This window comes from Chitinophaga rupis, assembly GCF_900109685.1.
Lineage (GTDB): Bacteria > Bacteroidota > Bacteroidia > Chitinophagales > Chitinophagaceae > Chitinophaga > Chitinophaga rupis.
The window spans coordinates 303520-317819 of record NZ_FOBB01000009.1; the positions used below are offsets into that span (position 1 = coordinate 303520).

Genomic DNA, 14300 nt, shown 5'->3' on the forward strand with positions numbered 1-14300 from the left:
GATAGAAACCCCTAAGGTAATTTTCCCCCTTTCCTTAGTAGGACAGGGAATTTGGGAAAATTACGTACAAACAAGGGAAAAATAATTACGAATTACTACGAATGGGGAAATACAACTAAATTTTTGTCAATAAAATTTGGCGGTTAAGGATGTAAAGTGTAACTTTACGCTATACAATATAATTTAATCGAAAATCCCTTTAATTGTAATCACATGGAGACGAAAACAAATTATCAGCTGTTCGCAGCATTAAAAAAAGTAAAATATCGAATCAATGATTCAGTCTTTTCAGAACAAAGCACTAAAATTACTATGGTGCAAAGATGATGATAGTAAGCTACCAAAAGAGTGGATTACTAAAATAAGACATATGCTACAGGTAATAGATCAGGCTAGAGCGGTTCCACATGATTTTGGAGCCTTTATAAACTGGAAGATTCACCCCCTAAATGGTGAATATGAAGGATTTTGGAGCTTGACTGTTAATGGAAATTGGAGAGTGATGTTTAGGTTTGAGAATGGCGATGCCTATGATTTAGATTATAGGGACTACCATTAGCGAAGAAAAAAAATGTACTATAGATGGAACGTAAAATGACCATCCAACATCCCGGAATTTTATTTCGTGACAACGTAATAAATGAACTTGGGATAACGGTGACTGATGCCGCTGCCTTGCTTAAAATAACGAGGCCAGCGTTGTCAAATGTATTAAACGGACATGCAGACATTTCACCAGAAATGAGTTTAAAAATTAGTAAGGTATTTGGAGGCTCTGCTGAGGTATGGATGAATATGCAAACTACTTATAACCTTGATCGACTAAGAGATAAAATAGAAAAATTAGACCTGCAATCATATCATGCTGTTAAATGATCTCGTAAGCGCCGTTACTAAAAAGCCCGCTGATTCAAATTCAGCGGGCTTTTTATGTGTGCGGATCTTAAGGGTAAGCACCAGCAATTATTAGCTTATGTTACTATCCTCTATTGGGTTAGATCAATAAAGACAATAGTAAGTGTCACCATCCCTGCAAAACAACTGCTTTTTAAGGATTTACCTATCTGGTACCAATTGTAAATTAGTCAAGAGGATAAATATTTTATTATCTCGAAGGACGACCATTCATTGTAACAAAATTTACACATATGCTCAATAAGATACTTTAATAAAACCGAGCTAATTAGATTTGTAAATTTATAGAATTATAGTTTCTTACTGCTGGAAAAGCAGTTCCTTCTTCCACACTATGAAAAATCATACGCCTTGTGTCATTTTTAAGGCCCCTCGTAAAAACGGCAGTGTAATACGGCCTATATAATGGCATCACCTTCCGGCATGCTGCCGTTATTGCCGTTAGAAACTTACTTCAGGGCTGCTGACATAGGGTTGTCACTCCGCCCGGACATCTTTGTGGTGTTAAAAGATCATTCTTAAAAAAAGGAATTTATGACAACACAGGAACTTGCAAACCGGTATTACGAACTAGCCAGCCAAAGTAAATGGATTGAAATACAGGACGGGCTTTATGACGGGCAGGTGCTATCCCGGGAACCGGAACATGCTGCATTAAGGGGCGTGCAGGTAATAACCCAAGGCCTGGAAGCATTGAAGGCCAAAGGCGTAGCGCACCGTGGAATGATAGAAACCGTTCATAGCCAGTATTGCAGCGAGCCGTTAGTAGCGGGTAATTTCTTTAGCGTGGTGTTAAGGCGGGATGTTACTTATAAGGACAAGCCCCGTATGGAAACGGAGGAAATTGGCATCTTTGAAGTAAAGGATGGTAAAGTTGTTTCAGAGCAGTTCTTCTATTGATCCGTTAGTTCCCATTCTCCTTCCGCCCAGGGAATGCTCATGACTGTTTTTCCCCCATAAGAAAAAGGCCGCCCACATCCGTGTGGCGGCCTCTCTTACTATCCTTACAAACTACAAATGGCGGTAAATGGCTTGTAAACAATAATAAGTGCATCTTAAAACAAATCACCGGCTACTATCATAAATGGCGGTAAATAACGTAACCGGTGATCTGTAAACTATCCCTATCCCAAAAGCAACTTCACTCTAGTTCCCCGCTCTCCTCGCTTCCTCCGTAGTCCCCGTCTGCCGCTCGCGGGCGCCTTTTATATTGTTGTTGCCAAAGCGGTAGCTAAAAGCAAGGGTATAAACGGTCTGGTTCCAGGTATTGCGGATACGGGTATCCACATTATCATACAGCGCAGTGCCCTTGAACATATTGCCAGCCTTGCAAATGTTGGTTACGTTGAACTTGATGGTGCCGCTCTTATTCAGTACCTGTTTTTGCAAACCCAGGCTTACATCATACTGGGCCTGCCCCCTGAAAATACCCGCCACAAAGGGAGAGTTATAATAGGGGCTTACCTCCGCCTTCATATCATACGGCAGGGTAAAGGTGTTGGTGGAGCTGAAGTAGTATTCCACCCGGCTGTTCTGCACATTAATATTGGCAGATTGCAGGTCGTATTTATTGTAATACATGCTCAGCGTATTGCTCATGTTCCACCATTTGGTAACATCAAACGGCAGTACCAGCGACAGGCTGTAGTTCTTCCGGTTGTTATAGTTAATGTTGGTGCTAAGGGTGATCTTGGTGCTGTCGTTCTGCGTAAGCAGCTCATCGATCACATCCCGGGTATAGCTGTACCCTATGGTAAGAATATATTTTTGCTTATAGGAGTATGACAGCTCTGTATTATCCGTGTACTCCGGCCGCAGGTAAGGGTTACCGCGGGCATAGGTATACTTGTCCAGGAAGAACAGGAAGGGGTTTAACCCGTTGTAGCCCGGGCGGTCAATACGGCGGGAATAGGACAGACCCACTTTGTTATCCTCATTCACTTTATAATCTGCTGCCAGGCTGGGGAAAAAGTCCAGGTAAGAACGTTTGATCTTGCTTTGCAGGCTGATAGAGTTCCCTTCTGAAATGGTTTTCTCCAGGCGCAGGCCGGCCTGCACATCCCACTTGCGCCATTGCAGCTTATAGGTGGTGTAGGCCGCCAGGATGTTCTCCTTATAAATAAACTGGTCGCTTTGGGAAGGGGCGTATACATAGTCCTTCCCTTTCAGCGAATCATAGCGCAGCTTGTTATCTGTTTCCACAAAGCTGGCTTTTACGCCGGCTTCTATTTTAGATTGTTTGTTCAGGGGCAGCACCAGGTCGGCTTTAATGCTTTTAATGGTAACATTGGTATTACCCATGTTGCGGATGGCGTGCGGGTCACGCACGGTTTCCTGGTGGCGGTCGTACAGGCTGTCGCGCAGGTTCAGGTTACGGTTATTCTTAAACCGGGCGTAATCTGCATCCATGCTTATTTCTGTGCCGTTGGTATCCAGCTGGCCCTTATAGTTCAGGTTTACGGCTACGTTATTGAACTTGTTGTTATTGGTGGTAAGGGTGTTCAGCACAGAATCTATTTCGCCGGTTTGCTTGCCGATATCGGTAGCGCTGTAAATGCTGTTGCGGAAAGAATTGTTGTACCCGTTCACCAGTACACCTATAGTATGCTGCTTGCTAATGAAGTAATCCATACCGGCTTTGTAGGTGCTGTTCTTAAACTGGTTGCGCTGCCAGATATCCTGGTGGAACAGCATGGGCTCATCCGCATTAATATAACGCCACAGCTCCCGCAGGGTATAAAAACGGCGGTTGCCGTAGTTGTAGTTACCAAACAGGTTAAACTTAGTGGTGCGCCAGTTCAGGGTACCACCGGCATTGTAAATGGGGTAGCGGCTTTGGCCCATGCTGGCATTTATGGTGCCGTTGATGCCGGTAAGCTGTCCCTTTTTGGTTTTAATGTTAATGATGCCGCTGTTGCCGGCTGCATCATACTTGGCGCCGGGGGTGGTAATGATCTCTATCTGGGAAATGGTTTCAGCGGGCGTGCTTTTCAGCAGGTTGCTCAGCTGCTCACCGGATAAATAGGTGAGCTTACCATCCAGCATAATGGTTACACCCTGGTTGCCTTTTACCATTACGTTATCATCCTTATCAATGGTAACGCCGGGCGCTTTGCGCAGCAGGTCCAGCACGCTCTGTCCGGCAGACGATACGCTGCTTTCCACGTTCAGCGTGGTTTTGCCGGCGCTGCGTTCAATAAAAGGCTTTTGTGCGGTTACATTAACCGCCTGCAGGTTCTTGGTTTGCTGTACTAATTGTATGGCGGGTAAGGAGAGGTTTTGGTGGTTCGCATCCAGGATGAAGGCCGGGCTCTGTACGGGGGCATACCCCATGAGGGTAGATTGTATATAGTAATGTCCGAAAGGTATATTATCAATGGTGCAATTGCCTTGTTCGTTACTCAGCTCACCTTTTACCAGCGCGCTATCCTTTACGGCGCGTACCAGCACGTTGGCAAAGCCCAGGGGTTGGTTCTTGCTATCAATGATCCTGACTGTTATTTTGCCTTGTTTGCTGGCGCTTTGGGCCCATGCGGAACCCAGGGTTAAGAGCATAAAAAGCCCCGTTAGTATGATCCTGTTCATATTCACAGATTGGTCGCAGCCATGACGGACGGCTACGGCATTAAATGTTGTAATATTTATTGACGGTTTTAGAAAATGCCTACAGTTTAGATCTTGCGGCATGCATTAGTGCATGCATCGTTGTGTTGTTTTGATGGTATGAAAAATTCCGGTATGCGTGTAACCAGGTAAAACGGCACCAATTCAGGGCGTAACTCTACTTTATCAGCGGCTGGTGCTTTTGAAAGACGGTTTCCCCAGGTACATAATGCCAGTACAACGATACAGAACATTAATAGCAGGATGACCTTTTTCATTTTGATTACTTTCTTATAAAGACGAGCAAGTTAAAGAAAGGTTGCACACGTCAATATAAATTGTGACGTAATGCAATATTTCCCCTGTATGGGTATTGAAAATCAGTGTATTATAACTGCATGTCGCTGGCGAGTGGTGCGGGGTCCTTTAAAATTCTTTGCACGGTAATGGGTGATCTTTGTTCCAGTAAAATGGTTTTGTTATTGCTTAGCTCTTCCAGTAAACCATTTTCATAATAACGTACGGTAAGCAATTGCAGCGCTTCATTATAGGCCAGCTTAAAATCCTGGTGCAGGGTTTTAATAAGCTGCTCAATTTTTTCCGGGCTGTTATCAATACAGCAGGAGAAGCTGATAGCCGCATTCTGCATCAGGTTGATCTTTATTTTGAGGGCGTGGAAGATGTCATAGAGATCGCTGATCTTATCTTCCGTAATAAAAGCATAATCGCGGGAGGTAACGGTGATCAGCACCTGGTTTTGCTTTAGCACAATAATGGGCGGCAGCTGCGCATGGTCTGCTTCCTCTTTGATCACAGTGCCGGGAAGATCTTTGTTCAGGAATGATTTTACATACAGCGGGATCTGTTTGTTCTGCAGCGGCTTAATGGTTTTGGGGTGAATAACCTGTGCGCCGTAATAAGCCATTTCAATCACCTCGCTGTAGCTGATCTCCGGTATATTAATAGTGTTGGGGAACAGCTTGGGATCGGCATTCTTTAAGCCTTCCACATCTTTCCAGATGGTTTGGCTTTCGGCATCCAGCATGTTGGCAAATACAGCGGCGGAGTAGTCGCTGCCCTCGCGGCCCAGGGTTACGCTTTCATTCTGATCGGTGCTGCCAATGAAGCCCTGTGCTATTACCACATTGGTGCTGTTAAACAGGGGCAATACCTTTTCTGTAATGTTACGCTGGGTCACTGCCCAGTCAATGTTGGCATCACGGAAGTTATCGTCGGTACGGAAAATGTCGCGCACATCTATCCAGGTATTGGCAATGCCTGCCTGGTTAAACCATGCGCTTACAATGGCGGTGCTTAACAGCTCGCCCAGGCTTACCAGCTGGTCATAGTAGTAATCGAAGGTACGCAGGGGTTTTTCACCCAGGGTCCATTCCGCTTCGGTGAAGAACTGCTGCAGCTGCTGGAACACGGCATGCTCCCGGTTACCCAGCAGGGCAGCGGCGGTTTCTATATGTGCCTGCTCTAAATTAAAGAGCAGCTGGGCGGCTATTTCCCGTTTACGCATAAAAAAGTTCTGGGCCACCTTTTCCAGCTCATTGGTGGTTTTACCCATGGCGGATATAACGATCAGGATCTTTTCATCGGGAAAAGACTGCACAATGGCGCCCACTTTATGGATGCGTTCAATACTTTCTAAACTTGCTCCGCCAAATTTGAAAACCTTCATAGGGCAAAATATCTTCTGTTAAAAAAAGTTCCGGCAAATTACGGCAACTTTGAAATTGTTTTAAAATATGTTAGAAAAGAAATGACAGTCCCGTTAAAATAGAACTATTTTACTTTATATTCGTTCGTACCCAAATCTAATAACCATATATGAACAGCAAGCAAAAGGTGATGACCTTAGATGAATTTACCATCCAGGAGCTTAGGAATTACCCGGGAGCAACCGGCCAGCTATCCGGCTTATTACGGGATATAGGGCTGGCTGCCAAACGTGTGAATGTAGAGGTGAACAAGGCCGGTATTGCCGATATACTGGGTGAGGTTGGTAAAACCAATGTACAGGGCGAATCCGTTAAAAAACTGGATGAATTTGCGAATGATCAGTTCATTGACTCCCTGCAAACCAGCATTTACTGCTGTGGCGTGGCTTCTGAAGAGAATGAAACCTTTATTGCTTTTGATGATGAGCATTCCAGGAACTCTAAATATGTTGTTTTATTGGATCCCCTGGACGGTTCCAATAATATAGATGTAAACGTTTCCATAGGCACTATTTTCTCCGTATACCGGCGTTTAAGCCCTAACGGCAGCCGTTGTGAGCTGGAAGACTTCCTGCAGCCGGGTACCCAGCAGATTGCAGCCGGGTATATTATTTACGGCTCCTCTACCATGCTGGTATATGCTACCCGCCGCAGCGTGCAGGGTTTTACCCTGGACCCCTCCATAGGGGAGTTCTGCCTGTCGCACCCGAACCTTAAATGCCCTGCTGACAGCGATATTTTCTCTGTGAACATCGGGTATTACCATATGTATGAGCCCCGCATCCGCGCCGCTATTGACCAGTTTATGGCCCGTAATGAGCAGGATAAGCTATACCGGCACCGCTTTGTAGGCTGCCTGGTAGCGGAAATACACCGTACGCTGATCCAGGGCGGCATTTTCATGTACCCCGCCTTTGGCAAATTCTCCGCAGGGCGCCTGCGCCTGTGCTATGAGTGCAATCCCATGTCGTTCATTATGGAAAAGGCCGGGGGCGTGGCTATGGCCAACGGGCGGCAACGCCTGCTGGAGCTGAAGCCCGCACAGCTGCACCAGCGGGTACCTATTTTCATAGGCTCCAAAAACATGATGGATACCTGGCAGCAGATTGTTACGAATTACCGGGGGTAAGCAAAAAGCATAAAGCGTAAAGCAGAAAGCGGAAAACACAAAGCAATGGTAAGCATACCAGACAATCAGCTTTGTGCTTTCCGCTTTATGCTTTCTGCTTATAAATTAAAAATAGGTACAATACTTGCTAAACCTGAACCGTTTTAAATAGTCTAACAGGGACATTCCCTTTTTCAATTATTTAATAAGTATATGGTTATTAGTAAACAACGCAAGATCGTACTGTTATTTTTGAGCTTTTTCCTGAGCATGCAGGCCTGGGCCTGCCACCGGGGCACTGTGGCTGCTGATAGCAGCGTGGCCGCCAAGAGCATGGATGAGCAGATCCTGTATTACACCAACAAGTTCCGGGAATCCAAAGGGCTGGCTCCGTTGCAGCTGGTATCAACCATCAGCAAAGAGGCAGAAGACCATAGCCAGGATATGGCCAAAGGCCGTACCGGTTTTGGGCACGAGGGTTTTGAGGAGCGCGTGGACCATGTAGGTAAAAAACTGGGCCGGGTAGCTGCCGCCGCTGAAAATGTGGCCTATGGCAACCTGGATGCAGAAGGCGTAGTGAATGGCTGGATCAAAAGCCCCGGGCACCGCCGCAATATGCTGGGCGACTATAACCTGATAGGTATTGGCTCCGCACAGGGCAAGGGCAACATTATTTTCTTTACCCAGGTTTTTATTAAACACTAAGGAAAGTAAAAAAGTAAAAATTAAAAACTGGAAGCCGCAGACTGTAGGCATTTGCCTATGGAGTGCGGCTTCTTCGCTTTTTTTACTTTTTTACTTTTACTTTTTTACTTTTGAAAGATGGAAAAGAGAACGATCATTACGGTGAAGGACCTGGTAAAACAGTATGGCGACTTTACCGCGGTTAAAGGCATCAGCTTTGAGGTGTATGAGAACGAGATCTTTGGCCTGCTGGGGCCCAACGGCGCCGGTAAATCCACCACGCTGGAGATCATAGAAACCTTACGTGATAAAACCTCCGGGCAGGTAATGGTAGATGGAATGGACCTGGATAAAGATCCCAATGGTATTAAAAAGATCATTGGCGTGCAGCTGCAAAGCTCCGGTTATTACCCCAACCTGAACCTCACGGAGCTGATAGACCTGTTCAGCGGTTTATACAACCAGCCCGTGGATCCTAAGGAGCTGCTACAGCGGTTTAACCTGGAAGATAAGGCTACCGCCAAGTACAAGCAGCTTTCCGGGGGGCAAAAACAGCGCTTTTCCATAGCCACTACGCTCATTAACAAACCCAAGATCATTTTCCTGGATGAACCCACCACCGGCCTGGACCCCCAGGCGCGGCGCAACCTGTGGGAGCTGATACAGCTGGTGCGCTCCCAGGGCACTACGGTAGTGATCACCACCCATTATATGGACGAAGCAGAGTTCCTTTGCGACCGCTGCGCCATTGTAGATAAAGGCGAGATCATTGCCATTAACTCCCCCGACGCTTTAATTGATAACCTGGTAGCCGGCGGCTTTGAGCGCCAGAAAGAGGTGAAGCAAGCGAACCTGGAGGATGTGTTCCTGCACATGACGGGAAGAGCGCTGCGCGAAGAATAATTAATAATGAATAATTAAGAACTAATAATAATGGTGGCATGCAGTGCAGGTATATGCCTGGGATGCGTTATTACTGGGAATGTAATTGCCCTTATTTATACTGCATGATTAGATGAATTATTAAGCCTGTGAGCTCTCTTCTATTTGCATTCCTGTACTATTATTGTAGCTTTAAGTACTTGCTTTTCGATTATTAATTATTCATTCTTAATTATTAATTACTCATTCATTATTAATTATGCTGGAACAGCTACAATACCCGATCGGCCGCTTTGAGGCCCCCATGCTTATTAAGCCCGAAGACCTTAAGATCTATATCAACGATATACGTTATTTACCTTCCCTGCTGGAAATAGCCGTACAGGACCTGGATGCGTGGCAGCTGAACACACCCTACCGCCCAGGTGGCTGGACGGTGATGCAGGTGGTGCACCATGTAGCAGACAGCCACATGAATGCCCTAACCCGCTTTAAGCTGGCGCTTACAGAAGATAACCCGGTTATTAAACCTTACGATGAAGCTGCCTGGGCTAAGCTGGGCGATATGGAACGCACCCCTATCAACATGTCCATCACATTGCTGCATGCCTTGCATGCCCGCTGGGTGAATTTAATGGAAAGCATGTCGCCGGAGGACTGGGAGCGGTCTTTTGTACACCCGGAGCACAATACAACCTTTAAGCTGAAAACCGTTGCCGCCAATTATGCCTGGCATGGCAAGCATCATTTTGCGCACATTGAAAAGCTGAAGGAGAGGGGATTTGATAAGTAGGAAACAATAGTACCGCCAACCAACATTAAACAATCATAATGGCTTCATTAGACTGGAAAACGCTGCATTCAGAATACATTTATAAGGATGCCTGGCTAACGGCCCGTAAAGACCGCTGTATCACCCCCACCGGCAAAATTGTAGAACCTTATTACGTGCTGGAATATGCTAACTGGGTAAATGGCCTGGCCATTGCAGAAGATGGGCGCGTGATCATGGTAAGGCAGTTCCGGCAGGGATTCAGACAAACCCTGTTGGAGATACCCGGCGGCACCATGGACCCGGAAGATACATCGCCGGAAATAGCCATGCGCCGTGAGCTGCTGGAAGAAACCGGCCATTCATTTGAGCAGATGACATATCTGGGCGAGATCTGCCCGAATCCGGCATCCAGCAACAACGTAACGCATATGTTCCTGGCTACCGGCGGTAAAAAGGTACAGGAGCAGCAGCTGGACCAGAACGAAGAAATAGAGATCGTATATCTTACTATGGAGGAGCTGAAGCAAATGCTGTTAAAGCATGAGATCAAACAAAGCCTGCACGTAACCTGTATCTTATACGCCCTGCTGAAGCTGGAGCAGCTAAAGATCGTTTAAGGGCTACATAGCTTCTGATACTATAAAGAAGCTGCCGCATACCAGTATCATATCATCCTTATGGGCATGCTGTTTGGCAGCCTGTAAGGCTTCCTGCACGGTGGCATAGGTGTGCCCCTTTAAACCGCTTGCAGCAGCCATTTCCGCCAGGATATGCTCATCCAGCGCACGCGGTATCTGCGCTTTGGTGAAATAGTATGTGGCGGTAGCCGGGAACAGGGGCAATACCGCATCCACCGCTTTATCTTTTACAAAACCGGTTACAATATGCAGCTGCTGGTACCTGGTGTGCCGCAATTGTTGTATGATCTCTTTTATGCCGGCTTCATTGTGGCCTACATCCATTACCAGCAGCGGGTTTTCGCCCATTACCTCCCAACGTCCGCGCAGGCCGGTAAGCTTTTTTACGTGTAACAAACCATCGTGCAGGGCTGCATCCGGAATATTCCATCCGCTGTGCTGTAATACTTTTACAGCGCTCAGCACCGTCATAATATTCTTTTCCTGGTATTGCCCGCTAAGGCCCAGGGTGATATGTTTTACCTGCTGTTGCTGTTTATGCAGCAGCTGCATTTGCAAACCGCTGCCGGGATGGGTGGGGTTTAAATTGCTTTCCTGCACCAGCCATTCCTGGTCGGCAAAGTGAATGGGCGCCTGCATTTCCGCCGCTTTGTTAATGAATACGGATTGTACAGCGGGCTGTGTTTCGCCAATTACTACCGGTACGCCTGCTTTTATAATGCCTGCTTTTTCTGCTGCAATTGCCGGCAGGGTATTGCCCAGTATGTGCATATGATCATAGCTGATGTTGGTGATCACAGACAGCTCCGGCGTAATTACGTTGGTGCTGTCCAGCCGCCCGCCCAGGCCTACTTCTATTACCGCTACATCTACCTGCTCCAGCGCAAAATAATGGAAGGCCATAGCTACGGTAAGCTCAAAGAAGGAAGGTTCTATGCCGGCAATGGCGTCCTGCATTTGCTCCACAAACTCCACCACAAACTTCTCCGGTACCATTTGCCCGTTTATACGTATCCGTTCGCGGAAATCCTGCAGGTGAGGGGAGGTATACAGGCCTACCTTATAACCGGCCTGCTGTAAGATGGCGGCCAGCATATGGCTCGTAGAGCCCTTGCCGTTAGTACCGGCTATATGTATGGATTTAAACTTGTGCTGGGGATTATCCAGCAGGTTACACAGCTCCAGTGTATTATGCAGATCATTCTTCAGGGCTACGGCGCCTACCCGGGTAAACATGGGCAGGTGCTGGTAGAGGTAATCAACAGTTTGCTGATAGTTCATATAAGTTGGTATTACAGAAAAACCATTCCGTAATGCAAACTTCGATAAAAAAATTAAATGAAGGTATTTTTAAGCATTAGAATGCTGCCAGGCATTTATTGGCTGTTTAACCGGTGTGCCGCGGTGCATTAAATCAGACATGTGCGCATCAATTAGGCGCGCACTGTATCTGCTGTAATTGTTTACCGTAGCGGCCACCGCTGCCATCCCGCTTCTTCAGGCTGATCATGGGCACACGCAGGGCCAGGAACCCATCTGCATGGTTGAGCTGTGAACGCAGCAGGTTGGAGATAATGCTGGCAGAGCCTATCACCAAGGGCCCTAAGCGTAAGCCCACACCGGCATCTACCTGGCCAAAGCGGTTCACCACCATGGGTAAATAAGCGCCAAAATTGCGGATATCAAAATGTGGAGTTACCTGTAATTGTGTAATTGCATAGTTCTTACTGTCATCCTTTTTCCCGGATAAAAAACCTACTACCGCATTGGCGCTTATAAAAAAGCGGCCGTCAATATTATAATCACCGGACAAATGCAGGGCTGTAGGTAAGTTCATGAAATACCCATCGTAGGTAGGGATGGGTGTAAAATAATCCCGTACGCGGCGGTAGTAACGCTGCCAGCCTTCATTATCGCGGTATTTGAGCGAATCGGGGCTAATGTGGCCTGTGGTAAGGTCCAGGTCCGCATTGGCCGGCGCTTTTTTGTAAAAGATGCCGCCTATGTCAGTAACGGAAGCCCCTATACGCAATTTATAGGTGCTGGCATCCGGGTTCCAGGCCTCGCTGTCATAATCGCCAAAACCATCGCCGCCGTCCGGCCGCCATTCGTAGATCACGCCCAGGTCCAGGCTAACACCCGGATTTTCAAAGAGCTTGAAGTTCTTGTAATCCGGGTTCTCCCAGTTATCAACGGTTTCATTATAACCTACTTTAAGGGTACCGCGGCTAATGGTCGCATCCCGCCGGGTGTTCATTATAAAAGTAGCGTCATTGGCCACGGCATAACCGGAAGCAATGCCGCTCAGGTACTTGAGGGTAGCGCCGGCCTTCCAGCGGTTCTCCCCGTCATCTTTGATTACACGGGCATAGCTCAGGCCAAACTCGTTCCAGGTGTGCACTGCAACATTCGCATAATCAAGGTTATAGTTACGGCCCACAAAACGCGGGTTGGGAAAATCTATTCCAAAGAAATTGGCGATGGGTGTTTCCACATTACCCCCATTGGCTGCGGCGCGTATGCGCCAGGTGAAAGCAATGGACTGCGTTTCATCAATAGAGTATAATACGGAGGGCATCAGGATCTCTGCCATGCCCCAGCCATATTGCCGGCTGCTGGCGCTGGTATCTAGGAAATAATCACGGTCACGTATAAATTTATTGGGCTGGTTAATTAAAGAAGACTTTTTTACACTGGCATAGGTATTACCGGCCTTTGCGTCTACTCCAATGATATTCACATCCCATTTATAACGGGTGCCCGCGGCAGATGCCGGGTTGGTTAACACGCCGTAAATACCGGCGTAGTTACTTGTATGAAAACCTGCAAATGATTGGGCCTGTGCTAGTTGACAAAGCAATAGCGGGCCTAAAGTGGCAATGACAATTTTTCGCATAGAATCATTGATAGACTGATGGGCGCAAAAAATGGAAAGTGCACAGCTGTACTACACTATAACGTTCAATTCACCTTCCTGATTATGGATGTGTTTACTTTCTTAGCATTTTTTATGCCAGTATTGTCCTGTTCGTATTATTGTACCTTGAAATAAAAACGGATAGTCCCGAACTGCACTTCCGGCGCATCCGGACTTGCATTGTACTTAATTTCCCGGGCAGCTCTCTTGGCAATTTCTATAAGTCTGGCATTATTAAGGGTAGAACCCCGGAGGCTATGGGTAGTTTCGATCACATTCCCCTGCCTGTCTACTTTGATATTGATTGCGATGTATCCTGTTTCATCTCCGTCATACGTAGGCTGCGGGCGGCTTAGCAGCGACCTGCCGTGCAGGCGGAAATCACTTCTGCCACCGCCTAAACCGCCACCCGTGTAGCCGCTGGCGTTAGGATCACCGTTGATCTGTCCGCGGTCGCCGGGTTTGCCGGTATTACCCTCACCGGTTGAGTTGTTGGTACCATTGGCATTGTTACCACTGTTGGCATTATTGGCTGTACCTCCGCTGTAAACCGCTTTGGGCTTGGGTGCGGGAGGCACCGGCGCGGGCGGGTTTTCGGAAGGCTTTTTAACGGTTTTAGTGGGTTTGGGCTCCAGGTTCTTTGGAATTTCTTTGGGCCGCTCTACCGGTTTTTCCGGCTTGGTGATCTCCGGAGCCGCTTCTTCATCCTGTGTAGCAATGTCTTGCGTAGTGGCATTGTCCTGCGCAGGTGTGGGTTGGTTTTGCGGCGTAGAGGCGTTGGCGGAAGCGCTGCTGGGCGGGTTGGGATTCAGCGGTTGTTCGTCGCCCATCCCTTCATCTGATGTGCCCAGGTTTACTTCCATACCTAAGTCCTGGTCTGGCAGGGGCGGGGGCGCAGAAAAGCCGGCAAACATCAGCGCTACTAACAGTAACGCGTGTACGCCAATGGTTACGCCTAAGGCTTTGATACTTTTCTGATTATCCTGCTCCTGCATATCCTCAAATGTAATGTTTTTTTTGCAGTCCGCGGATCACAGACGACCGTCCACTG

Annotated in this window: 13 protein-coding genes; 8 read left to right on the forward strand and 5 right to left on the reverse strand. The window is 47.2% G+C overall.

Features of this window, described 5'->3' with window-relative positions:
• Window positions 1-274: 274 nt before the first annotated feature.
• The 3 genes from BMZ54_RS27150 (at window position 275) to BMZ54_RS27160 (ending at window position 1815) form a co-directional block, all read left to right on the forward strand.
• A complete protein-coding gene (locus tag BMZ54_RS27150; protein ID WP_089919438.1) occupies window positions 275-559 on the forward strand; it encodes a type II toxin-antitoxin system RelE/ParE family toxin in 285 nt (94 codons plus the stop codon).
• A 23-nt stretch (window positions 560-582) separates the two neighbouring features.
• Window positions 583-876, forward strand: a complete 294-nt coding sequence (locus tag BMZ54_RS27155; protein WP_202909368.1) for a HigA family addiction module antitoxin — start codon at window positions 583-585, stop codon at window positions 874-876.
• Between the two features lie 573 nt (window positions 877-1449).
• Window positions 1450-1815 (forward strand): SnoaL-like domain-containing protein, encoded by a 366-nt coding sequence (locus BMZ54_RS27160; protein WP_089919440.1) that lies wholly within the window; start codon window positions 1450-1452, stop codon window positions 1813-1815.
• Between the two features lie 246 nt (window positions 1816-2061).
• Here the strand turns inward: BMZ54_RS27160 and BMZ54_RS27165 are convergent, their stop codons facing one another.
• Both BMZ54_RS27165 and BMZ54_RS27175 read right to left on the reverse strand, forming a co-directional pair.
• On the reverse strand, window positions 2062-4500 hold the full coding sequence (locus BMZ54_RS27165) for a TonB-dependent receptor (protein WP_162277683.1): 2439 nt from the start codon (window positions 4498-4500) through the stop codon (window positions 2062-2064).
• Between the two features lie 406 nt (window positions 4501-4906).
• Window positions 4907-6205 (reverse strand): aspartate kinase, encoded by a 1299-nt coding sequence (locus BMZ54_RS27175; protein WP_089919446.1) that lies wholly within the window; start codon window positions 6203-6205, stop codon window positions 4907-4909.
• 149 nt (window positions 6206-6354) lie between these two features.
• Between BMZ54_RS27175 and fbp the strand changes: the two genes are divergently transcribed.
• The 5 genes from fbp to BMZ54_RS27200 all read left to right on the forward strand — a co-directional run bounded on the left by fbp (window position 6355) and on the right by BMZ54_RS27200 (window position 10311).
• Window positions 6355-7374, forward strand: coding sequence for a class 1 fructose-bisphosphatase (gene fbp, locus BMZ54_RS27180; protein ID WP_089919448.1), 1020 nt, complete (start codon window positions 6355-6357; stop codon window positions 7372-7374).
• A gap of 192 nt (window positions 7375-7566) precedes the next feature.
• A complete protein-coding gene (locus BMZ54_RS27185) occupies window positions 7567-8058 on the forward strand; it encodes a CAP domain-containing protein (RefSeq protein WP_202909369.1) in 492 nt (163 codons plus the stop codon).
• Window positions 8059-8175: 117 nt separating this feature from the next.
• Window positions 8176-8940, forward strand: coding sequence for an ABC transporter ATP-binding protein (locus BMZ54_RS27190; protein ID WP_089919450.1), 765 nt, complete (start codon window positions 8176-8178; stop codon window positions 8938-8940).
• 238 nt (window positions 8941-9178) lie between these two features.
• Window positions 9179-9712: a YfiT family bacillithiol transferase gene (locus BMZ54_RS27195; protein WP_089919452.1), complete on the forward strand. Its 534-nt coding sequence runs from the start codon at window positions 9179-9181 to the stop codon at window positions 9710-9712.
• 38 nt (window positions 9713-9750) lie between these two features.
• Window positions 9751-10311 carry an NUDIX hydrolase gene (locus tag BMZ54_RS27200; protein ID WP_089919454.1) on the forward strand — a complete coding sequence of 187 codons (561 nt, stop codon included), beginning with the start codon at window positions 9751-9753 and terminating at the stop codon, window positions 10309-10311.
• Between the two features lie 3 nt (window positions 10312-10314).
• Here BMZ54_RS27200 and BMZ54_RS27205 read toward each other — a convergent pair whose 3' ends face one another.
• From BMZ54_RS27205 to BMZ54_RS27215, 3 genes are all read right to left on the reverse strand, one after another.
• Window positions 10315-11613 carry a bifunctional folylpolyglutamate synthase/dihydrofolate synthase gene (locus BMZ54_RS27205; RefSeq protein WP_089919457.1) on the reverse strand — a complete coding sequence of 433 codons (1299 nt, stop codon included), beginning with the start codon at window positions 11611-11613 and terminating at the stop codon, window positions 10315-10317.
• A gap of 148 nt (window positions 11614-11761) precedes the next feature.
• Window positions 11762-13228 carry a DUF5723 family protein gene (locus BMZ54_RS27210; RefSeq protein WP_143081153.1) on the reverse strand — a complete coding sequence of 489 codons (1467 nt, stop codon included), beginning with the start codon at window positions 13226-13228 and terminating at the stop codon, window positions 11762-11764.
• Window positions 13229-13365: 137 nt separating this feature from the next.
• The gene (locus BMZ54_RS27215) at window positions 13366-14244 is read right to left on the reverse strand and encodes a hypothetical protein (RefSeq protein WP_089919461.1); all 879 of its coding nucleotides are present in this window, start codon (window positions 14242-14244) and stop codon (window positions 13366-13368) included.
• Window positions 14245-14300: the final 56 nt, after the last annotated feature.